Source organism: Enterobacter cloacae complex sp. IR53041 (genome assembly GCF_049238285.1).
Classification (GTDB): Bacteria; Pseudomonadota; Gammaproteobacteria; order Enterobacterales; family Enterobacteriaceae; genus Enterobacter; species Enterobacter roggenkampii.
On record NZ_JBMKHB010000008.1, the window covers coordinates 18,232 to 41,033 of the forward strand.

General features: G+C 56.3%; 19 protein-coding genes. 14 read left to right on the top strand and 5 right to left on the bottom strand.

Going from position 1 to position 22,802, the window contains the following annotated elements:
* Positions 1-133: 133 nt before the first annotated feature.
* Positions 134-1,324, top strand: coding sequence for a mannonate dehydratase (uxuA, locus tag ACOTXF_RS07835; RefSeq protein ID WP_045414639.1), 1,191 nt, complete (start codon positions 134-136; stop codon positions 1,322-1,324).
* A gap of 117 nt (positions 1,325-1,441) precedes the next feature.
* Here uxuA and yeiP read toward each other — a convergent pair whose 3' ends face one another.
* The gene (gene yeiP / locus ACOTXF_RS07840; protein WP_008500940.1) at positions 1,442-2,014 is read right to left on the bottom strand and encodes an elongation factor P-like protein YeiP; all 573 of its coding nucleotides are present in this window, start codon (positions 2,012-2,014) and stop codon (positions 1,442-1,444) included.
* A 164-nt stretch (positions 2,015-2,178) separates the two neighbouring features.
* Between yeiP and ACOTXF_RS07845 the strand changes: the two genes are divergently transcribed.
* Positions 2,179-2,433, top strand: a complete 255-nt coding sequence (locus ACOTXF_RS07845) for a YkgJ family cysteine cluster protein (protein WP_045908692.1) — start codon at positions 2,179-2,181, stop codon at positions 2,431-2,433.
* Here ACOTXF_RS07845 and setB read toward each other — a convergent pair.
* On the bottom strand, positions 2,430-3,611 hold the full coding sequence (gene setB / locus ACOTXF_RS07850; RefSeq protein WP_045418489.1) for a sugar efflux transporter SetB: 1,182 nt from the start codon (positions 3,609-3,611) through the stop codon (positions 2,430-2,432). The genes ACOTXF_RS07845 and setB overlap by 4 nt on opposite strands.
* Positions 3,612-3,972: 361 nt before the next feature.
* Here setB and fruB point away from each other — a divergent pair, with 361 nt between their 5' ends.
* Genes fruB through fruA form a run of 3 tightly spaced genes read left to right on the top strand, consistent with a single transcriptional unit; the run spans position 3,973 to position 7,743 of the window.
* The gene (gene fruB / locus ACOTXF_RS07855; protein WP_039025028.1) at positions 3,973-5,103 is read left to right on the top strand and encodes a fused PTS fructose transporter subunit IIA/HPr protein; all 1,131 of its coding nucleotides are present in this window, start codon (positions 3,973-3,975) and stop codon (positions 5,101-5,103) included.
* A complete protein-coding gene (gene fruK, locus ACOTXF_RS07860) occupies positions 5,103-6,041 on the top strand; it encodes a 1-phosphofructokinase (protein ID WP_008500936.1) in 939 nt (312 codons plus the stop codon). The genes fruB and fruK overlap by 1 nt, the downstream gene beginning before the upstream one ends.
* Before the next feature lie 16 nt (positions 6,042-6,057).
* On the top strand, positions 6,058-7,743 hold the full coding sequence (gene fruA / locus ACOTXF_RS07865; RefSeq protein WP_045418492.1) for a PTS fructose transporter subunit IIBC: 1,686 nt from the start codon (positions 6,058-6,060) through the stop codon (positions 7,741-7,743).
* Positions 7,744-7,789: 46 nt separating this feature from the next.
* Here fruA and nfo read toward each other — a convergent pair whose 3' ends face one another.
* Together nfo and ACOTXF_RS07875 are read right to left on the bottom strand one after the other, a co-directional pair.
* Positions 7,790-8,647, bottom strand: coding sequence for a deoxyribonuclease IV (gene nfo / locus ACOTXF_RS07870; protein ID WP_023294038.1), 858 nt, complete (start codon positions 8,645-8,647; stop codon positions 7,790-7,792).
* A gap of 64 nt (positions 8,648-8,711) precedes the next feature.
* Positions 8,712-9,758, bottom strand: a complete 1,047-nt coding sequence (locus ACOTXF_RS07875) for a YeiH family protein (RefSeq protein WP_023294037.1) — start codon at positions 9,756-9,758, stop codon at positions 8,712-8,714.
* 97 nt (positions 9,759-9,855) lie between these two features.
* Here ACOTXF_RS07875 and yieE point away from each other — a divergent pair, with 97 nt between their 5' ends.
* The 3 genes from yieE (at position 9,856) to cirA (ending at position 14,546) form a co-directional block, all read left to right on the top strand.
* On the top strand, positions 9,856-10,722 hold the full coding sequence (gene yieE, locus ACOTXF_RS07880; protein WP_008500932.1) for a DNA-binding transcriptional regulator YeiE: 867 nt from the start codon (positions 9,856-9,858) through the stop codon (positions 10,720-10,722).
* 158 nt (positions 10,723-10,880) lie between these two features.
* Positions 10,881-12,350: an amino acid permease gene (locus tag ACOTXF_RS07885; protein WP_045418493.1), complete on the top strand. Its 1,470-nt coding sequence runs from the start codon at positions 10,881-10,883 to the stop codon at positions 12,348-12,350.
* A 225-nt stretch (positions 12,351-12,575) separates the two neighbouring features.
* Positions 12,576-14,546, top strand: coding sequence for a catecholate siderophore receptor CirA (gene cirA / locus ACOTXF_RS07890; RefSeq protein ID WP_045407653.1), 1,971 nt, complete (start codon positions 12,576-12,578; stop codon positions 14,544-14,546).
* A 103-nt stretch (positions 14,547-14,649) separates the two neighbouring features.
* On the opposite strand, the gene fghA is transcribed toward cirA, so the two are convergent.
* On the bottom strand, positions 14,650-15,477 hold the full coding sequence (gene fghA / locus ACOTXF_RS07895) for an S-formylglutathione hydrolase (RefSeq protein WP_021241508.1): 828 nt from the start codon (positions 15,475-15,477) through the stop codon (positions 14,650-14,652).
* A 138-nt stretch (positions 15,478-15,615) separates the two neighbouring features.
* Between fghA and ACOTXF_RS07900 the strand changes: the two genes are divergently transcribed.
* From ACOTXF_RS07900 to mglA, 6 genes are all read left to right on the top strand, one after another.
* Positions 15,616-16,779 (top strand): YbfB/YjiJ family MFS transporter, encoded by a 1,164-nt coding sequence (locus ACOTXF_RS07900; protein WP_316937067.1) that lies wholly within the window; start codon positions 15,616-15,618, stop codon positions 16,777-16,779.
* Positions 16,780-16,881: 102 nt separating this feature from the next.
* Positions 16,882-17,550, top strand: coding sequence for a GTP cyclohydrolase I FolE (folE, locus tag ACOTXF_RS07905; RefSeq protein WP_008500927.1), 669 nt, complete (start codon positions 16,882-16,884; stop codon positions 17,548-17,550).
* Positions 17,551-17,569: 19 nt separating this feature from the next.
* Positions 17,570-18,727, top strand: a complete 1,158-nt coding sequence (gene yeiB, locus ACOTXF_RS07910) for a DUF418 domain-containing protein YeiB (protein WP_045418498.1) — start codon at positions 17,570-17,572, stop codon at positions 18,725-18,727.
* Positions 18,728-18,882: 155 nt separating this feature from the next.
* Positions 18,883-19,905: an HTH-type transcriptional regulator GalS gene (gene galS, locus ACOTXF_RS07915; RefSeq protein ID WP_008500924.1), complete on the top strand. Its 1,023-nt coding sequence runs from the start codon at positions 18,883-18,885 to the stop codon at positions 19,903-19,905.
* Between the two features lie 295 nt (positions 19,906-20,200).
* On the top strand, positions 20,201-21,199 hold the full coding sequence (mglB, locus tag ACOTXF_RS07920; RefSeq protein WP_008500923.1) for a galactose/glucose ABC transporter substrate-binding protein MglB: 999 nt from the start codon (positions 20,201-20,203) through the stop codon (positions 21,197-21,199).
* 79 nt (positions 21,200-21,278) lie between these two features.
* Positions 21,279-22,799 (top strand): galactose/methyl galactoside ABC transporter ATP-binding protein MglA, encoded by a 1,521-nt coding sequence (gene mglA / locus ACOTXF_RS07925; protein ID WP_008500922.1) that lies wholly within the window; start codon positions 21,279-21,281, stop codon positions 22,797-22,799.
* Positions 22,800-22,802: the final 3 nt, after the last annotated feature.

The following is a 22,802-nucleotide window of genomic DNA, read 5'->3' on the forward strand; positions in this document are numbered from 1 at the left end:
AGCCGTAAATATCCCCGTTATGTGAGTATGATCAATCAATCTGTGGCGGTGTATTGACCCTTCACGGCAAACATGTATGGTAGTCGTCATTGCAGTAGCACATATTGGTATAACAACTTAAGAGGGTGAGGCAATGGAACAAACCTGGCGTTGGTACGGGCCGAACGATCCGGTTTCTCTTGATGATGTGCGTCAGGCTGGCGCAACGGGTGTCGTCACGGCGCTGCATCATATTCCTAACGGTCAGGTCTGGCCGGTAGAGGAAATACAGACGCGTCAGGCGCTGCTGGCGGAGAAGGGATTAACCTGGTCTGTGGTAGAAAGCATTCCGGTTCATGAAGATATCAAAACCCATTCAGGGGAGTACCAGACCTGGATTGCTAACTACCAGCAGAGCATCCGTAACCTTGCGGCCTGCGGCATTGATACGGTTTGCTACAACTTCATGCCTATCCTGGACTGGACGCGAACCGACCTTGAATATCAGATGCCGGACGGGTCGAAAGCGCTGCGTTTCGACCAGATTGCCTTTGCGGCATTCGAACTGCACATTCTGAAACGCCCTGGCGCCGACGCGGATTACACCGCGGAAGAGCAGCAGCAGGCGCTCGCGTGGTTTAACGCCGCCAGTGACGCAGATATCGAAAAGCTGACCCGTAATATTATTGCGGGCCTGCCGGGGGCTGAAGAAGGGTATACGCTGGATCAGTTCCGCGCCCGCCTGGCGGAATACGGCGATATTGATAAGCAGCAGCTGCGTGAAAACATGGCGTATTTCCTGCGCGCTATCGTGCCGGTTGCGGAAGAGGTAGGGGTTCGCCTGGCCGTACATCCGGACGATCCACCGCGTCCAATCCTCGGCCTGCCGCGTATCGTGTCCACGATTGAAGATATGCAGTGGCTGAAAGAGACGGTCGACAGCATCTATAACGGCTTCACCATGTGTACCGGCTCCTACGGTGTGCGGGCGGATAACGACCTGGTGCGGATGATTGAAACCTTCGGCGATCGTATCCACTTCACGCATCTGCGCGCGACCTGCCGTGAAGAGAACCCAAAAACCTTCCACGAGGCGGCGCACCTGGGCGGTGATGTGAATATGGTGGCGGTGGTAGACGCCATTCTGGCGGAAGAGGCGCGTCGCAAGCAGATTGGTGATGTGCGTCCTATTCCGTTCCGTCCTGACCACGGCCATCAGATGCTGGACGATCTGCGTAAGAAAACTAACCCGGGTTATTCGGCGATTGGCCGTCTTAAAGGGATGGCGGAAGTGCGCGGCGTTGAGCTGGCGCTGAAGATGACGAAGTATCCAGAGCTGCTGTAACCGGAATTGCCGGGTGGCGGCTTCGCCTTACCCGGACTACAAAAACACAAAAACCGGCTTCAGGGCCGGTTTTTTCGTAGGTCGGGTAAGCGTAGCGCCACCCGACAAATGCCGCAATCAGTCAGCGCGGCCCATATAGCGTTTTTCTTCGATATGGATGCGGATCTTCTCGCCTGCAGAGAGGTATTCCGGTACCTGCACAACCAGGCCGGTCGTCAGGGTCGCCGGTTTGTTGCGGGCACTTGCGGATGCGCCTTTGATGCCAGGTGCCGTTTCAACGATTTCCAGATCGACCGTCTGAGGCAGTTCCAGGGCCAACAGCACACCGTCCCAGGTCAGAACCTGCATGTCTGGCATACCGCCTTCCGGGATGAACAGCAGCTCTTCTTCAATCTGATCTTTGGTGAAGATGTACGGGGTGTAATCTTCTTTGTCCATGAAAACATATTCGTTGCCGTCGATGTAGGAGAAATCAACATAGCGACGGGTCAGGGTGACGGTATCGACGATATCGTCACCTTTAAAGCGCTCTTCCACCTTCAGGCCGGTACGCACATCGGCGAAACGCATTTTGTACAGCGTAGCTGCACCACGGGCGCTTGGTGCCTGAATATCGATATCTTTCACAATCAGCAGTTTGCCGTTGTAATTCAGTACCATACCTTTCTTAATTTCGTTCGCTCTTGGCATTGCAGTAATCCTGTTTACGGGAGGTAAAAAATATCGCGCCAAATTACTCGCGCGCGGCCTTTCAGGCAAGAGGAATTCGTGGCTTTTGCTATCAATACGCAAAAGGTGTTACTGTGCGCGCGATGCCCGACTGTACGGGCATCCGCCAGCGAAAGAGAGCATTTATGGATTGCCGTCCCGATTGTGGCGCGTGCTGTACTGCACCGTCCATTTCAAGCCCCATTCCAGGAATGCCCGAGGGCAAGCCTGCCAATACCCGCTGCGTTCAGCTCTCGGAAACCAACCTGTGCATGATCTTTGGCTCACCGCTGCGTCCGAAGGTCTGCTCCGGGCTTCAGCCCACGGCCGAAATGTGTGGCAGCACGCGCGAGCAGGCGATGACGTACCTTCTTGAGCTTGAATCGCTCACCGCACCTTAAACGTCTTTAATCTTCGCCAGACAGCCTATCGTCAGCGTACACATCACCAGCGCAATCCAGAACACCGTGTGATAGCTCCAGATTTCGGCCACGACACCGGCCATTGAGCCGGCAATAATCCAGCCCACGCGGGTGGTGTTAGTATAAAGGGTGGTGGCAGAGCCTGCCTGACCCGGCATCAGATCCTGGAAATAGAGCATGCCTATCCCGGCGAGAATGCCAATATAGATGGCGTTCAGCAGCTGTAACGCCAGCAATAGCCCGGGGGTATGTACCGTCAGCATGCCGAGATAGAACAGCAGACCGGCGACGGCGGCGATGCGCATTAAAAAACGTTTCCCGAAGCGCTTTGCGTAATAGCCTGCGATAAGCATGGTCGGGATCTCAAGCCCGGCCGCGGTGCCCATCATGATCCCCGCCAGCTTCTCCGACAGGTGCAGTTCATTAATAATAAACAGCGGCATATTGATGATATAGAGGCTATTGGTGCCCCACATCAGCGTGCAGATCGCGAACAGGAGCAGGGCATCGCGGCGGTTACGGCGCGGCGCTTCCAGCACGCCCGTTGCCACTTTGGGCTCTTTGCGCATGGACGGCAGGAAGAACCACACCAGCGCGCCACACGCCACAAACGCGACCGCCGCGCTCAGGTACATCACCGTAAAGCCAAAACCCATCGCCAGCGCGTAAGCCAGCGGCGGGCCAATCACCCACGCCAGCGACACCTGTGCACGCAGGACAGAACTGAACATCACCGCTTCACGTCCGGTATGGTCGGCGTGTTCGCGGGCAAGCGCGAACAGCTGTGGGTTCGCCGTCGAACCAAAGCTGCTCAGGAATACCCCGACGAAAAGCAGAATGAAGTAGTTGCGGTTCCAGGCAAACAGAACACAGGCCATGACCCCCAGCAGGCAGCAGAAAACGATCAGGCTTTTACGATCGCCTTTTCTGTCGGATCGCCCCGCCAGGAACTGACTGACCAGGATGCCGATGATGGCGCTTCCGGTAAAAAAGAAGCCAACCAGCGCCGGACGAACATGAACCTCATTGGTCAAAAATAAGCTCAGCGTCGGCGTCTGTAACGCACCGGCAATGCCCGTGAAGAAGGCAACAATCAGGAAGGCCGCTGAGGTCAAATCAAAGGGCTTCGGCGAGGCAGCCGCAGGGATGTTATGCATGTTTTATAATTAGCGAGTAGCAGAGAGGGGCGGAGTGTACGCCGTCATCTAAAAAATAAACAGTGGGTGCGGTCAATGATGCCACGAAAAATCAAAATGGCATTTCAACTTGCATCTCACGCTGCTGACCTTAGCTGAAACTGACTTGCTGAACTTCAGCAAAATTCAGCTCAATGAAGAAGAAATGTGCTGTATCTCTAAATTCTGATATCAGAAAGACGAGTTTACTTGCAAGGTACAGCAGAAAGCGCAAGACTTTTTGAAACGTTTCAGCGCTATCTTGTTTTAACAAACGGAGCAGGCTAGCGCATTTTTTCTCATTAAAGCTGAAACGATTCAAGTTCAGCAGGAGTGGAGAACCATGTTCCAGTTATCTGTTCAGGATATCCACCCGGGCGCTCAGGCCGGGGATAAAGAAGAGGCTATTCGCCAGGTTGCCGCTGCGCTTGTGCAGGCGGGTAACGTCGCGGACGGCTATGTCAACGGCATGCTGGCCCGCGAGCAGCAGACTTCAACCTTCCTCGGCAATGGCATTGCCATTCCGCACGGTACCACCGACACCCGCGATCAGGTGCTGAAAACCGGCGTTAAGGTGTATCAGTTCCCGCAGGGCGTGCTCTGGGGCGACGGTCAGGTGGCCTATGTGGCCATCGGTATCGCGGCCAGCAGCGATGAACATTTAGGTCTGCTGCGTCAGCTGACGCATGTCCTGAGCGATGACGCGGTGGCTGAACAGCTTAAATCCGCCACCACCGCGGAAGAGCTGCGCGCCTTGCTGATGGGCGAAAAACAGAGTGAAGCGCTGAAACTGGATAATGAAACGCTGACGCTGGATGTGGTTGCTTCCGATCTGGTGACGCTGCAGGCGCTGAACGCGGGTCGTCTGAAAGAGGCCGGCGCGGCGGATGCCACCTTTGTGACGCGCGTGATTAACGATAAGCCGTTGAATCTGGGTCAGGGCATCTGGCTGAACGACAGTGCTGAAGGCAACCTGCGCAGTGCGATTGCCGTGAGCCGTGCTGCCACGGCGTTTGAGGTAGAAGGCGAGCGCGCAGCCATGCTGGTGACCGTCGCGATGGCTGATGAACAGCCGGTTTCCGTGCTGAAGCGTCTTGGCGATCTGCTGCTGAACAACAAAGCTGAAAAACTGCTGAACGCTGATGCGTCCACCGTGCTGGCACTGCTGACCAGTGATGATGCGCTGACGGATGACGTGCTAACCGCGGAGTTCGTGGTGCGTAACGAGCACGGCCTGCATGCCCGTCCGGGTACCATGCTGGTGAATACCATTAAACAATTCGAGAGTGAGATTACCGTGGCGAATCTTGACGGCACGGGCAAACCGGCCAACGGCCGTAGTCTGATGAAAGTGGTCGCGCTGGGCGTGAAGAAAGGCCACCGTCTGCGTTTCACCGCGCAGGGTGCCGATGCTGAACAGGCGCTGAAAGCGATTGGCGATGCCATCGCGGCGGGTCTGGGGGAGGGCGCATAATGAGCAGACGTGTTGCGACTATTACGCTGAACCCGGCTTATGACCTGGTGGGGTTTTGCCCGGAAATTGAGCGCGGCGAAGTTAACCTCGTGCGTACCACCGGCCTGCATGCTGCGGGCAAAGGGATTAACGTCGCGAAAGTGCTCAAGGATCTCGGTATCGATGTCACCGTGGGCGGATTCCTCGGTAAAGACAACCAGGATGGTTTCCAGCAGCTGTTCAGCGAGCTGGGCATTGCCAACCGTTTCCAGGTTGTTCAGGGCCGTACCCGTATCAACGTTAAGCTGACGGAGAAAGACGGTGAAGTGACCGATCTGAACTTCTCGGGCTTCGAAGTGACGCCGTCAGACTGGGAACGCTTTGTCAACGACTCGCTGACCTGGCTGGGCCAGTTCGACATGGTGTGCGTCAGCGGCAGCCTGCCGTCCGGCGTCAGCCCAGAAGCGTTTACCGACTGGATGACGCGCCTGCGCAGCCAGTGCCCATGCATTATTTTTGACAGCAGCCGTGACGCGCTGGTCGCGGGTCTCAAAGCCTCTCCGTGGCTGGTGAAGCCGAATCGCCGCGAGCTGGAGATCTGGGCGGGCCGTAAGCTGCCAGAATTAAAAGATGTGATTGACGCTGCCCATGCGCTGCGCGAGCAGGGTATCGCTCACGTGGTGATCTCGCTTGGTGCAGAAGGCGCGTTGTGGGTTAACGCGTCTGGCGAATGGATCGCCAAACCGCCGTCAATGGAGGTTGTGAGTACCGTTGGCGCAGGGGATTCCATGGTTGGCGGACTGATTTATGGTCTGCTGATGCGGGAATCCAGTGAACATACTTTACGTCTTGCCACTGCCGTTGCTGCCCTGGCCGTCAGCCAGAGCAATGTCGGTATTACCGATCGTACCCAGTTAGCCGCGATGATGGCGCGCGTTGACTTAAAACCTTTTAACTAACAGCAGGAGAGGAATAATGAAAACGCTGCTGATCATTGACTCCGGTCTCGGACAGGCACGCGCCTATATGGCGAAGACCTTGCTGGGAGCGGCGGCGAACAAAGCACATCTCGAGATGACTGATAACCCGGGCGATGCCGAACTGGCCATTGTCCTGGGCGACAACATCCCGGCTGACAGTGCGCTGAACGGCAAAAAAGTGTGGCTGGGCGATATTAATCGCGCGGTGGCACATCCGGAACTGTTCCTGAGCGAAGCAAAAGGTCACGCGTCTGTCTACAGCCCGCCTGTCGCGACGGCACCGGCTGCGGCCACGGGCCCGAAACGCATTGTGGCGGTGACGGCCTGTCCGACGGGGGTGGCTCACACCTTTATGGCGGCTGAAGCCATTGAAACCGAAGCAAAAAAACGCGGCTGGTGGGTAAAAGTTGAAACGCGCGGCTCCGTCGGTGCCGGCAATGCGATCACCCCTGAAGAAGTGGCGGAGGCCGATCTGGTGATTGTGGCGGCGGATATCGAAGTGGACCTCGCGAAATTTGCCGGTAAGCCAATGTACCGTACCTCCACCGGTCTGGCGCTGAAAAAGACCGCGCAGGAGTTTGATAAAGCGCTGGTGGAAGCGAAGCCGTATCAGGCAACCGGCGCGCGCCAGACCGCGACGGAAGGGAAGAAAGAGTCCGCAGGCGCCTATCGCCACCTGCTGACCGGCGTGTCTTACATGCTGCCGATGGTGGTCGCGGGCGGTCTGTGTATCGCGCTCTCGTTCGCGTTTGGTATCACCGCGTTTAAAGAAGAAGGAACGCTGGCGGCAGCGCTGATGCAGATCGGCGGGGGCTCAGCCTTCGCCCTGATGGTGCCGGTACTGGCGGGCTTTATTGCCTTCTCCATTGCTGACCGCCCGGGTCTGACCCCGGGTCTTATCGGCGGTATGCTGGCCGTGAGCACCGGTTCTGGCTTTATCGGCGGTATCATCGCGGGCTTCCTCGCCGGTTACGTCGCGAAGCTGATTAGCTCTAAGCTGAAGCTGCCGCAGAGTATGGAAGCGCTGAAGCCGATCCTGATCATCCCGCTGATTTCCAGCCTGGTGGTCGGGCTGGCGATGATTTACCTGATTGGTAAGCCGGTAGCGGGCATCCTGGCGGGTCTGACCCACTGGCTGCAGACCATGGGCACCGCGAACGCGGTTCTGCTGGGCGCGATCCTCGGCGGCATGATGTGTACCGACATGGGTGGTCCGGTGAACAAAGCGGCGTACGCCTTTGGTGTTGGCCTGCTGAGTACCCAGACCTACGCGCCAATGGCAGCCATCATGGCGGCAGGCATGGTGCCTCCGCTGGCGCTCGGCCTGGCGACGATTATTGCCCGTCGTAAGTTCGATAAAGCGCAGCAGGAAGGCGGCAAAGCCGCGCTGGTGCTGGGTCTGTGCTTCATCACCGAAGGCGCGATTCCGTTCGCGGCGCGTGACCCAATGCGTGTGCTGCCGTGCTGTATCGCAGGTGGTGCCGTGACGGGGGCGATCTCCATGGCGATTGGCGCAAAACTGATGGCACCACACGGCGGTCTGTTCGTGCTGCTGATCCCTGGCGCCATCACCCCGGTACTGGGCTACCTGCTGGCGATTGTTGCCGGTACGCTGGTGGCGGGCCTCTCTTACGCGGTGCTGAAACGTCCGGAAGCGGAAGTTGTGGCGAAAGCAGCGTAAGCGGTAAGCAATAAAAAAGCCGGGTGCTAATGCAACCCGGCTTTTTTTATGCCGCCTGTTCAGCGGTTTGCTGTGCCTTCAGCCAGGCAATCTCTTCTGCCCAGATGTCCGGATTGATGGTTTCCAGCACCATCGGAATACCGTCGAAGCGAGCGTCCTGCATGATAAAGCGAAACGCATCGTGGCCAATGTTGCCTTCGCCCAGGCTGTGATGGCGGTCAACGCGGCTACCAAAGGCGCTTTTCGCATCGTTTAAGTGCATTCCGCGCAGGTACTTAAAGCCCACAATGCGCTCGAACTCATCAAACGTGTTTTTTGTTGCCTCGGTGGTGCGCAGGTCATAACCGGCGGCAAACGCGTGGCAGGTATCAATGCATACGCCGACGCGGGATTTGTCCTCCACGCCGTCGATAATCGCAGCCAGATGTTCGAACTTAAAGCCGAGGTTGCTGCCCTGACCAGCGGTGTTCTCAATCACCGCCGTCACGCCTTTGGTTTTATCCAGAGTGATGTTAATGGACTCTGCAATGCGCGCCAGGCAGGCATCTTCGTCGATCTGCATCAGATGGCTGCCCGGATGGAAGTTCAGCAGCGTCAGCCCCAGCTGTTCGCAGCGCTGCACTTCATCCAGAAACGCCTCGCGGGATTTTTCCAGCGCTTCTTCAACCGGGTGACCGAGGTTGATCAGGTAGCTGTCGTGGGGGAGGATCTGGCCGGGCCCGTAGCGGTATTTCTCACAGGCGGCTTTGAAATCATCAATCACCTCAGCGGTGAGCGGTGCGGCGCGCCACTGGCGCTGATTTTTGGTGAACAGGGCGAAAGCGGTCGCCTCAATTTCGGCGGCACGAATGGCGGCATTGGCAAGGCCACCTGCAGCGCTAACGTGCGCTCCAACATATTTCATAAAGGGACTCCTGTTAACCCGAAATGCCTATGATAGCGGGTTAACAGGAGAAGGATGTAGTGGTTTATGCCATCAGGCTATGGACCGCGAGGTTAATTGCGCCACCGCCGACAATCAGCCAGATGAAGAGCACCAGCGCCATCAGCAGCGGTTTCGCACCGGCTTTTTTCAGCGCGCTGACGTGCGTGGTCACCCCCAGCGCCGCCATGGCCATCGCCAGCAGTACGGTATCCAGCGTCACCAGCATATCCACCACCGCTTTCGGCAGCAGGTGGAAGGAGTTAAAGATAGCGACCACGATGAACAGGATCGCAAACCACGGAATGGTGATTTTGCTCTTCTCGCTGCCGCCAGCCGGTGCCAGCTGTTTAACCCGTGCGGCCAGGAAAATCAGAAACGGCGCCAGCATCATCACGCGCAGCATTTTGGCAATCACCGCCGCGTTTTCGGCGTCCGGGTTAATGGCATGTCCTGCTGCGACCACCTGGGCCACTTCGTGCATGGTCGAGCCGATATAGATGCCGTAGGTTTCCGGGCTAAACCAGTGGGCGACCAGCGGATACATGGCCGGGTAGAGGAAAATCGCCAGCGTACCGAAGATCACCACCGTCGCGACGGCAACCGTTACCTTGCTGGCTTCGGCTTTCACGACCGGCTCCGTTGCCAGCACCGCCGCTGCGCCACAGATACTGCTCCCGGCACCGATCAGCCAGCTGGTTTGCCTGTCCAGGCCAAACACTTTCTGACCGATAAAGCAGGCCAGTAAAAAGGTGCTGGTTAGGGTCAGAACGTCGATGGCGATCCCGCTCGCACCCACATCCGCAATCTGCGAAAAGGTGAGACGAAAGCCATAAAGAATGATCCCAAGACGCAGCAGATGCTGCTTGGCAAAGATCACGCCGCCGTCGCAGGATTTCCAGATATGTGGATAAACGGTGTTACCCACGACCATGCCGAGCAAAATGGCGAGCGTCAGCGCGCTGAAACCTGCGCCTGCGATGGCCGGGATGCTGCCGCCCCATAGCGCGACGGCGGTCACTGCGGCGCTGAGCGCAAGACCCGGCACGAAGTGCCACACTGTACGATGATGTTGTAAGGTGATTTCTGACATAACCTTCTCCTTTGTCTGGCTAAAGGTTACGGCGGTCTGGCTTAAAAATAAAATTGATTATATACTTATAATTAATCTATATAAGTGGTAAGCAACCATGCACATTACTTTGCGTCAGCTGGAAGTGTTTGCTGAGGTGCTGAAAAGCGGCTCGACGACCCAGGCGTCACAAATGCTGGCGCTCTCGCAGTCTGCGGTCAGCGCGGCGTTGACCGATCTTGAAGGACAGCTGGGCGTTCAGCTTTTCGACAGGGTAGGGAAGCGTCTGGTGGTCAACGAACACGGTCGTCTTCTTTATCCACGCGCGCTGGCGCTGCTGGAGCAGGCTATCGAAATCGAACAGCTGTTCCGCGAAGATAACGGCGCGATCCGCGTCTACGCCAGCAGCACCATCGGGAACTACATTCTCCCGGAGGTGATCGCCCGCTACCGCCGGGATTTTCCCACCCTGCCGCTGGAGATGAGCGTGGGCAATAGCCAGGACGTCATCAACGCGGTGATCGACTTCCGCGTGGATATCGGCCTCATCGAAGGACCCTGCCACAACGTCGATATCATTGCCGAGCCCTGGCTGGAAGACGAGCTGGTGGTGTTTGCATCCCCGGCCTCGTCGTTATTGCAGGGCGAGGTGACGCTGGAGCGGCTGGCGCAGGCGCAGTGGATCCTGCGCGAGCAGGGCTCCGGCACGCGTGAAATTGTCGATTATCTGCTGCTGTCCCATCTGCCGCATTTCCAGCTGGGGATGGAATTGGGGAACTCAGAGGCGATTAAGCACGCGGTGCGCCACGGGTTGGGTATCAGCTGTCTTTCCCGGCGCGTTATTGCCGAACAGCTGGAAACCGGATCGCTGGTGGAGATTCCCGTTCCGCTTCCGAAACTGGTGCGCACGCTGTGGTGCATTCATCATCGCCAGAAACACCTTTCCAGCTCCCTGCAGCGTTTTCTGCGCTATTGCGAAATCTGACAGCGTCCCTCACCCCAAAGGGAAGAGGGAAAAATTATGCTTTACTTATAATCCTGGCCGCGTCATGAAGCTCTCTTATAACTGAGTATTTCTGCCGGAAGGAACGCGGATCGTCTGCTACAATCGCGCCTCATTTATTAAATGGACAGCATTTTCATATGGTTTCAGAAATTAAAACCACAGAAGCGCCCACGCTACGTCGTGAACTCAAGGCGCGTCACCTGACGATGATCGCCATTGGCGGCTCCATCGGTACAGGTCTTTTCGTTGCCTCTGGCGCAACGATTTCGGCAGCCGGCCCGGGTGGGGCACTTTTCTCTTATATCCTGATTGGCCTGATGGTGTACTTCCTGATGACCAGTCTCGGCGAACTGGCCGCGTACATGCCGGTATCCGGTTCGTTCTCGACCTACGGTCAAAAATATGTTGAAGAAGGCTTCGGCTTCGCGCTGGGCTGGAACTACTGGTACAACTGGGCGGTCACCATCGCCGTTGACCTTGTCGCCGCACAGCTGGTGATGAACTGGTGGTTCCCGGATACGCCGGGCTGGATCTGGAGCGCCCTGTTCCTGGCCGTCATCTTCCTGCTGAACTACATCTCCGTGCGCGGTTTCGGCGAAGCGGAATACTGGTTCTCTTTGATCAAAGTGGCAACCGTCATCATCTTTATCGTCGTCGGTGTGGCGATGATCGTTGGTATTTTCAAGGGCGCTGAACCTGCGGGCTGGAGTAACTGGACAATAGGCGATGCGCCGTTTGCCGGTGGACTGTCGGCAATGATTGGCGTGGCAATGATTGTCGGCTTCTCCTTCCAGGGAACCGAGCTGATTGGCATTGCTGCCGGTGAGTCAGAAAACCCGGAGAAGAATATTCCGCGCGCGGTTCGTCAGGTCTTCTGGCGTATCCTGCTGTTCTATGTGTTCGCGATCCTGATTATCAGCCTGATCATTCCGTACACCGATCCAAGCCTGCTGCGTAATGACGTCAAAGACATTAGCGTCAGCCCGTTCACGCTGGTCTTCCAGCATGCCGGCCTGCTTTCAGCCGCAGCAGTGATGAACGCCGTTATCCTGACCGCCGTACTTTCTGCCGGTAATTCCGGAATGTACGCGTCCACACGTATGCTCTACACGCTGGCATGCGACGGTAAAGCACCGCGTATTTTCGCGAAGCTGTCCCGTGGCGGCGTACCGCGCAACGCGCTTTACGCCACAACGGTGATTGCCGGTCTGTGCTTCCTGACTTCTATGTTTGGCAACCAGACGGTGTACCTGTGGCTGCTTAACACCTCCGGGATGACGGGCTTTATTGCCTGGCTGGGGATTGCCATTAGCCACTATCGTTTCCGCCGTGGCTACGTCAAACAGGGTTATGACGTTAGCCAGCTGCCGTATCGCTCAGGGTTCTTCCCGCTGGGTCCCATTTTCGCCTTCATTCTGTGCCTGATTATTACGCTGGGACAGAACTATGAAGCGTTCCTGGCGGACACCATTGACTGGGGCGCCGTCACGGCAACCTACATTGGTATTCCGCTGTTCCTCGTCATCTGGTTTGGTTACAAGCTGACGAAAGGAACACACTTCGTTCGCTACAGTGAAATGGAATTCCCGGAACGATTTAAACAATAATCGCACTTCCTCTCTCTTTAGCCCGCTCGTTTGAGCGGGCTTTTTTATTTCCGCCCCCTGAAACAAAGATATATTTCTTAACAATTTAATTGATAATAATTATCGTTTGCTTTATCGTTATCAAAAATAAGCGTGTCACCGACCCACCGGAGATGTGGGCGGCAAGGAAGACGCTGTGAGCAATGATGATTTGATTGAGTTGTATTTACCTCATGGAGATATGGAATGTTTAGGTTGAATCCCTTCGTCAGGGGAGGACTTTGTGCGTCCGCAATGTCCCTGGCCCTGCCTGTTATCGCAGCGGAATCCGGCGACACAATGGTTGTCACGGCTTCCGCGACCGAGCAAAACCTGAAAGACGCACCGGCAAGCATCAGCGTGATTACCCAGGAAGATTTGCAGCGCAAACCCGTTCAAAATCTGAAAGATGTGTTACGGGATGTGCCGGGCGTGCAGCTCACGAGCGAAGGGGACAACCGTAAAGGGGTAAGTATTCGCGGGCTGGACAGCAGCTACACGCTGATCCTGATCGACGGCAAGCGCGTCAATTCCCGTAACGCAGTGTTCCGCCATAATGATTTCGACCTCAACTGGGTGCCGGTTGACGCCATCGAACGAATCGAAGTCGTGCGTGGGCCGATGTCCTCGCTTTATGGCTCCGATGCGCTGGGCGGCGTGGTGAACATTATCACCAAAAAAATCGGCCAGAAATGGACGGGCACCCTGAGCGCTGATTCCACAATTCAGGAACATCGCGATCGTGGTGATACGTACGACGGCCAGTTCTATACCAGCGGTCCGCTGGTGGACGGCCTGCTGGGGCTGAAAGCCTACGGTAGCCTCGCAAAGCGTGAGAAAGACGGTCAGCAGAAATCTTCTACCACGGCGAGCGGTGAAACACCGCGCATTGAAGGCTTCACCAGCCGCGATGCGAATGTGGAGTTCGCCTGGACGCCGTCTGAAAATCACGACTTTACGGCGGGCTACGGTTTCGACCGTCAGGATCGTGACTCGGATTCCCTCGACAAAAACCGCCTTGAGCGTCAGAACTACTCTCTCAGCCACAACGGCCGCTGGGGCATCGGCAACAGCGAGCTGAAGGTTTACGGCGAGAAGGTGGATAACAAAAACCCGGGCAACAGCAATCCGATCACCTCCGAGAGCAACGCGGTAGACGGGAAATACGTGCTGCCGCTGGGCGACATCAACCAGCTGATGACCTTCGGCGGCGAATGGCGTCACGATAAGCTGAAGGATCCGGTCAACCTGACGGGCGGCTCCAGCAGCAGTACGTCGACAAGCCAGTATGCCCTGTTCCTGGAGGACGAGTGGCGTATTTTTGAACCTCTGGCGCTGACCACCGGCATCCGTATGGACGACCATGATACCTACGGCGACCACTGGAGCCCGCGCGCCTATCTGGTCTACAACGCGACCGATACCGTCACGGTGAAAGGGGGCTGGGCGACCGCGTTTAAAGCGCCGTCACTGCTGCAGCTGAGCCCGGACTGGGTCACCGGCTCGTGCCGCGGTGCCTGTGAGATTGTCGGTAACCCGGATCTGAAGCCGGAAACCAGCGAGAGCTTCGAATTCGGCCTGTACTACAGCGGGGAAGAGGGCTGGTTAGAGGGCGTGCAGGCCAGCGTGACCACCTTCCAGAATAACGTCGATGACCGCATCAGCATCAGCCGTACGGCCAATGCGAAGCAGGCGCAGAGCTACCCTAACTACGTTGGCCTGAATGCAGACGGTGAACCGATTTTCCGCTACTACAACGTCAACAAGGCGCGCATCCGCGGGGTGGAGACCGAGCTGAAATTCCCGCTGGCGGACGACTGGAAAGTGACGCTGAACTACACCTACAACGACGGTCGTGATATCAGCAACGGCGGCAACAAACCGCTGTCCGATCTGCCGTTCCACACCGCCAACGGGACCGTTGACTGGAAGGCGACGCAGGACTGGTCGTTCTATGTTCAGGGCAACTACACCGGTGAGAAACGCGCGCTGACCAGCAGCGACCCAACGCCGGGTGGCTATGTTATCTGGAATACCGGCGCCGCGTGGCAGGCAACCAAAAGCGTGAAGCTGCGCGCGGGCGTGCAGAACCTGCTGGACAAAGATCTGAGCCGCGACGATTACAGCTACACGGAAGATGGCCGTCGCTACTTTGTCGGCGTGGATTATAAGTTCTGATTCAGCCATGTGCCGGGTGGCGGCTGCGCCTTACCCGGCCTACATAAGGGCACAGGCCCGTAGGCCCGGTAAGCGAAGCGCCACCGGGCAAAACAGGCGGTGCTTATGCAAACAAATGCTCCGCATGGAAGCGGAGATGATCCTCAATAAATGACGCGATGAAGTAATAGCTGTGATCGTATCCCGGCTGAATGCGCAGCGTCAGCGGCCAGTCTTTCTGGCGTGCCGCTTCTGCCAGCACCGCAGGCTGCAGCTGACCGGCGAGGAACTGGTCCGCATCACCCTGATCGATAAGGGTAGGAATGGCTTCTTCAGCTTTGCTGGCCAGCATCAGCGCGCAGCTGTCCCATGCCTGCCATTTTTCCGCATCCTCACCCAGATAGTGTGTGAAGGCTTTCTGCCCCCACGGCACCTGTGTTGGGTTCACAATTGGTGCAAATGCCGACACGCTGACGTATTTCCCCGGATTTTTCAGCGCCATGATGAGCGCCCCGTGTCCGCCCATCGAGTGGCCGCTGATCGCGCAGCGCTCGCCAACCGCAAACTGCGACTGCACCAGCGCAGGAAGTTCATCCCGAAGGTAATCATACATGCGGTAGTGGCGCGCCCAGGGCTGCTCGGTCGCATTGAGATAAAATCCGGCGCCTTTGCCCAGGTCGTATCCGGCATCGTCGGCCACATCGTCGCCACGCGGGCTGGTGTCTGGCATCACCAGCGCAATGCCCAGCTCGGCGGCAATACGCTGCGCGCCCGCTTTGGTGGTGAAGTTTTCGTCGTTACAGGTCAGGCCGGAAAGCCAGAACAAAACCGGCGGGTTTTCCGTCGGCGGCAGGAAAATGCTGAACGTCATTGCACAGTTCAGAGAGGTGGAGTCGTGCCGCCAGCGCTGCTGTCGACCTTCAAAACAACGGTGCTCTTCGAGCAGTTCCATGCAGGGCTCCTTAATGAGAATGCGTATTCATAAAACCCATAATACAGCCTTTTCATTGACCTGTGAGTAACTTTCACTTTCGCCAGGCGGCGAGATGCTGCATCATAAATTTACTTTTCTTTAACAATTGGAGCGGTCATGGCGCTGCGTATTGCGCTCAGTGGGTTTGTCGTTCTGGTGGTGGCGATGGGGATAGGGCGCTTTGCCTTTACGCCTCAGGTACCGCTGATGATTGCTGCCGGACAGCTTACGCTGACCAGCGCGGGTCTGGTGGCGGCGATGAATTATCTGGGCTATCTGGTGGGAGCGTGGGATGCGATGCGTGCGCACCGCTTCGTTGAAACGCGCCTCTGGCTGGGCATCACCGGCGCGGTGGCGCTGACGCTGCTCTCCGCGGCGGCGGAGAACGCCGTCGTGCACGGCCTGCTGCGCTTTGTGATTGGCTGCATGAGCGGCTGGTCAATGGTGCTGATTGCTGCCTGGACCAACGAGCGGCTGGGACAGCTGGGGAAACCGGGGCTCAGTGCGGCTGTCTTTGCCGGACCGGGGGCGGGCATTGCCCTGAGCGGGCTGCTCGCCGTCTATATTCAGGCGAAGTCCCTGTCGGCCGGGGCGGCATGGCAAATCTACGGCGTGCTGGCGCTGGTGCTGATTGCGCTGGTGGCGCGCTACCTGCCGCGATCCGGGCAGCTCCATCGACCCGGCACCGCGCCGGAGCCGCTGGTGCTGACGGCGGATTTAAGGCGTCTGGTCTGGAGCTACAGCCTGGCCGGGTTTGGCTATATCCTCCCGGCGACCTTCCTGTCGCAAATGGCGGCCGTGCGTTTTCCCGGCAGCCTGTTTGCCCAGTTTGTCTGGCCGATTTTTGGTCTCGCTGCCGTGGTGGGCATCGCGCTCAGTATTCTGTTACGCCATACCTCAACGGCTAACCGCAGGCTGGCGATCGTACTGTGGTTACAGGGCGCAGGCGTGCTGGCGGCCTGGCTGCTGCCGGGGATTGGCGGGCTGCTGACGGGCGGGCTGCTGACGGGCGGGCTGCTGGTGGGGGGCGGCTTTTTGTGTGCCGTGCAGCTCTCTCTTTTATACGGCCGCGAGCTGGCGCCAAACCACACGCGTTATATGGCGGGCCTGCTCACCACCGGGTATGCGATTAGGCAGTTGATTGGTCCGGTCACCTCGGCGTTATCAACCTGGCTTACCCACCGGCTGGAGCCCGCGCTGGGGCTGGCGGGCATTGCGCTGTTTGTTGGAGGAGCGCTTGTCTGGAATCGTCACGCTGAAAGGCAACAGCAATCGCAATAATTATCGTCGTGAATACTGGATTATGTGCGCCGCCTCACGCACAATGAACGCATACTTTTGCCACAACGAGGGCAAAAGACGCCACACCTGCAGGAGAACAAAATGTCATCACTCAGTAAAGAAGCTGCCCTGGTCCACGAAGCCCTGGTTGCGCGCGGTCTTGAAACGCCACTGCGTCCGCCCGTACAGGATTTGGACAATGAAACCCGCAAGCGTCTGATTGCCGGTCACATGACCGACATCATGGAGCTGCTGAATCTCGATCTGAGTGACGACAGTCTGATGGAGACGCCGCACCGCATCGCGAAAATGTACGTCGACGAAATTTTCTCCGGCCTGGATTACGCCAACTTCCCGAAAATCACCGTCATTGAAAACAAGATGAAAGTGGATGAGATGGTAACGGTCCGCGATATCACGCTGACCAGCACCTGCGAACACCATTTCGTGACCATCGACGGTAAAGCGACCGTGGCGTATATCCCCAAAGATACGGTGATTGGTCTGTCGAAGATCAACCGCATCGTGCAGTTCTTCGCTCAGCGTCCGCAGGTGCAGGAGCGCCTGACCCAGCAGATCCTGACCGCGCTGCAAACGCTGCTGGGCACTAATAACGTGGCCGTCTCTATCGACGCGGTTCACTACTGCGTGAAAGCGCGCGGCGTGCGCGATGCCACCAGTGCGACCACCACAACCTCGCTGGGCGGTCTGTTTAAATCGAGCCAGAATACCCGCCAGGAGTTCCTGCGCGCCGTACGTCACCACAACTAAGTTTGACAGGGCAGGGACCATGGAGCGAAACGTCACGCTCGATTTTGTTCGCGGCGTCGCCATTCTCGGTATCCTGCTGCTTAATATCACCGCCTTCGGTTTGCCGAAGGCGGCGTATCTCAATCCCGCGTGGTATGGCGACATTACCCGCAGTGATGCCTGGACCTGGGCAATACTCGATCTCTTTGCGCAGGTCAAATTCCTTACGCTCTTCGCCCTGCTGTTTGGCGCAGGCCTGCAGCTTCTCCTCAAACGTGGTACGCGCTGGATCCAGTCGCGCCTGACGCTGCTGGTTATCCTCGGTTTTATCCATGGCCTGTTCTTCTGGGACGGCGATATTCTTCTCGCGTATGGGTTAGTCGGGCTCATCTGCTGGCGCCTCATTCGCGATGCGCACAGCGTTAAAAGCCTGTTCAACACCGGCGTGATGCTCTATGTCATGGGGCTGGGGGTACTGCTGCTGCTGGGGATGATCTCCGGGGAGACGACGAATCGTGCCTGGATCCCGGATGCCGCTAACCTGCAGTACGAACAGTTCTGGAAGCTGAAGGGCGGTACGGAAGCGATAAGCAACCGCGCGGATATGCTGGGGGATAACCTCCTCGCGCTGGGCGCGCAATACGGCTGGCAGCTGGCGGGCATGATGCTGATGGGCGCGTCACTGATGCGCACCGGCTGGCTGAAAGGGGAATTCAGCCTGCGTCACTATCGTCGCACAGGCGCCGGTCTGGTGCTGCTCGGCGTGCTGATTAACCTCCCGGCGGTGATAGCGCAGTGGCATATCCACTGGGATTACCGCTGGTGCGCGTTCCTGCTCCAGGTGCCGCGTGAACTGAGCGCACCGTTCCAGACCATCGGCTACGCGGCGCTGATCTACGGCTTCTGGCCCTCGCTTTCTCGTCTGTGGATGGTCAGCGCTATCGCCTGCGTGGGACGCATGGCGTTAAGCAATTACCTCCTGCAAACGCTAATCTGCACCACGCTTTTCTATCGCTTTGGCCTGTTTATGAAATTCGACCGCCTTACTCTGCTGGCGTTTGTTATTCCGGTCTGGGCAGTAAACCTGGCGTTTTCTGTGCTCTGGCTACGCTATTTCCGCCAGGGACCGCTGGAGTGGGTATGGCGTCAGTTAAACGCACGTGCTTCAGGGATATCATTGAAAAATACATCCAGATAACGATCTGGATCACAATCATTAACAAAACGGATGTAAGCGTTTTCATGACTGTGAGCTTCTTCACGTAGTCCCCTTTCTCTCGCTGCCAAAATAGCCACCTTGCTAAACACAGGGGGTGTCTGTGAGTTGCTGCAATCCTTTGAAGGATGGTGAATATGATCACCATTCGTGACGTCGCCCGTCAGGCGGGCGTTTCTGTGGCTACCGTCTCACGCGTGCTGAACAATAGCGCGCTGGTCAGCCCTGAAACCCGAGAAACCGTAATGAAAGCCGTGACCCAGCTCGGGTACCGGCCAAATGCCAATGCCCAGGCGCTTGCGACGCAGGTCAGCGACACCATCGGCGTGGTGGTGATGGATGTCTCGGATGCCTTTTTCGGCGCACTGGTGAAAGCGGTCGATATGGTCGCCCAGCAGCATGAGAAATATGTCCTGATCGGCAATAGCTATCATGAGGCGGAAAAAGAACGCCATGCCATTGAAGTGCTGATCCGCCAGCGCTGTAACGCCTTGATTGTTCACTCAAAAGCCTTAAGCGATGAAGAGCTAACCGGATTGATGGAGCAGATCCCGGGCATGGTGCTGATCAACCGCATCGTCCCCGGCTATGCCCACCGCTGCGTCGGGCTGGATAACGTCAGCGGCGCCATGATGGCCACGAAAATGCTCATCAACAACGGGCATCAGCGGATCGGTTATCTGGCCTCCAGCCACGCGATTGAAGATGACGAACTGCGGCGCGAGGGGTGGCAAAACGCCCTGAAAGAGCACGGCATTACGCCATCCGAGAGCTGGGTGGGAACCGGCACGCCGGACATGCAGGGCGGTGAAGCGGCGATGGTAGAGCTGCTGGGCCGCAATCTGCAGCTGTCTGCGGTGTTTGCCTATAACGACAGCATGGCGGCAGGCGCCCTGACGGCGCTGAAGGATAACGGCATTGCGGTGCCACAGCATTTATCACTCATTGGTTTCGATGATATCCCGATTGCCCGTTACACCGACCCGCAGCTGACAACGGTGCGCTACCCGATTGCCTCTATGGCGAAACTGGCGACTGAGCTGGCGTTACAGGGGGCCGCAGGCATGCTGGATCCGGGGGCAACACACTGTTTCATGCCGACTTTAGTGCGTCGCCACTCCGTCGCGGCCCGGCAAATTGTGGTTCCGATCACTAACTGATTACATGTGGTGATGTAACCGTTTTCAATCTGTGAGTAAATTCACAGTATCTTAACAAGGCGCTGACTATGATGTCAGCGTTTTAGGGGCTGAAACGCTATGTAACAGTGATTATTCACTTTCACTATAGCCAATGTGCCGCAAACAACGAATAAAACGCATTTCTGGAGCGTTACCGAACACGGAAGAGAGAAATTTTATAAGTGAACCTCGGCTGTCAGTAACGTTTTATTAACATCTGCCCGCCGCTCGTTATTCACAAGAACTACCCTGCATAAAAAAAACCGGAGATACCATGAATAAGAAGGTGTTGACCCTGTCTGCTGTAATGGCAAGCATGCTTTTTGGTGCAGCAGCGCACGCTGCGGATACCCGTATTGGTGTGACCATCTATAAATACGACGACAACTTCATGTCTGTTGTGCGTAAAGCGATTGAGAAAGATGCGAAAGCAGCGCCAGACGTTCAGCTGCTGATGAACGACTCCCAGAATGACCAGTCCAAACAGAACGACCAGATCGACGTTCTGCTGGCGAAAGGCGTGAAAGCCCTGGCCATCAACCTGGTTGACCCGGCTGCAGCAGGCACGGTTATTGAAAAAGCGCGCGGCCAGAACGTGCCGATCGTCTTCTTCAACAAAGAACCTTCCCGTAAGGCGCTGGATAGCTACGACAAAGCGTATTACGTCGGTACCGACTCCAAAGAGTCCGGTATTATTCAGGGCGATCTGATCGCGAAACACTGGGCGGCGAACCCGAACTGGGACCTGAACAAAGACGGTCAGATTCAGTTCGTGCTGCTGAAAGGCGAACCTGGCCACCCGGATGCTGAAGCGCGTACCACCTACGTTATCAAAGAGCTGAACGACAAGGGCCTGAAAACCCAGCAGCTGGCGTTAGATACCGCGATGTGGGATACCGCTCAGGCGAAAGATAAGATGGACGCGTGGCTGTCCGGCCCTAACGCCAACAAAATCGAAGTGGTTATCGCCAACAACGATGCGATGGCAATGGGTGCGGTAGAAGCGCTGAAAGCACACAACAAATCCTCTATCCCGGTATTCGGCGTAGATGCGCTGCCAGAAGCGCTGGCGCTGGTTAAATCCGGTGCGATGGCCGGTACCGTGCTGAACGATGCCAACAACCAGGCGAAAGCCACCTTCGATCTGGCGAAAAACCTGGCCGATGGCAAAGGTGCGGCAGATGGCACCAACTGGAAAATTGACAACAAAATCGTTCGCGTACCTTACGTGGGCGTAGACCAGTCCAACCTGGCTGAGTTTATCGGTAAATAAGTAAGCGGTACTGTCTCCACTGGGCGCAATTCGTTGCGCCCTTTTATAACGCGATATGCGAGGCCAACAAGGTATAATTATGGTCAGCACAACAACTCAGTCATCCGGTGAATACCTGTTGGAAATGAGCGGTATCAACAAGTCATTTCCCGGCGTTAAGGCACTCGATAATGTTAATTTAAAAGTGCGTCCTCACTCTATTCATGCCTTAATGGGGGAGAACGGTGCGGGTAAATCAACATTATTAAAATGTCTTTTTGGGATCTATCAAAAAGATTCTGGCAGCATTCTTTTTCAGGGGAAAGAGATCGATTTCCATTCAGCGAAAGAAGCACTGGAAAACGGTATCTCGATGGTTCACCAGGAATTAAACCTGGTGCTGCAGCGTTCAGTCATGGATAACATGTGGTTGGGGCGTTATCCCACCAAAGGTGTCTTTGTCGATCAGGACAAAATGTATCGCGACACCAAGGCAATTTTCGACGAGCTGGATATTGATATCGATCCGCGCGCCCGCGTGGGAACATTATCCGTCTCCCAGATGCAGATGATCGAAATTGCCAAAGCGTTCTCCTATGATGCGAAAATTGTCATCATGGACGAACCGACATCCTCATTAACGGAAAAAGAGGTTAACCACCTTTTTACCATTATTCGTAAGCTGAAAGATCGCGGCTGCGGCATTGTGTACATCTCCCACAAAATGGAAGAGATCTTCCAGCTGTGCGATGAGATCACCATCCTGCGCGACGGACAGTGGATTGCCACGCAGCCGCTGGAAGGGCTGGACATGGACAAGATCATCGCCATGATGGTCGGCCGTTCCCTGAACCAGCGCTTCCCGGACAAAGAAAACAAGCCAGGTGAAGTGATTCTGGAAGTGCGCAATCTGACCTCATTGCGTCAGCCGTCTATCCGCGATGTCTCCTTCGACCTGCACAAGGGTGAAATCCTGGGGATTGCCGGGCTGGTGGGGGCAAAGCGTACCGATATCGTGGAAACCCTGTTTGGCATTCGTGAGAAAGCCGAAGGCACCATTACGCTGCACGGTAAGAAAATCAATAACCACAACGCCAACGAAGCCATTAATAATGGTTTTGCGCTGGTGACGGAAGAGCGTCGTTCGACCGGTATTTATGCTTATCTGGATATTAACTTTAACTCGTTAATTTCTAACATTCGCAATTACAAAAACAAAGTTGGGCTGTTGGATAATTCCCGCATGAAAAGCGATACCCAGTGGGTGATTGACTCCATGCGCGTGAAAACGCCAGGCCACCGCACCCAGATTGGTTCGCTGTCAGGCGGTAACCAGCAGAAAGTGATTATTGGCCGTTGGTTATTAACGCAGCCCGAAATCCTGATGCTGGATGAGCCGACCCGCGGTATTGACGTCGGCGCGAAGTTTGAAATTTATCAGCTGATTGCCGAGCTGGCGAAAAAGAATAAAGGGATCATTATCATTTCTTCCGAAATGCCGGAACTGTTAGGGATCACAGACCGTATTCTGGTTATGAGCAATGGTCTCGTCGCCGGTATTGTTGACACCAAAACGACAACGCAAAACGAAATTTTGCGTCTTGCGTCTTTGCACCTTTAAGAT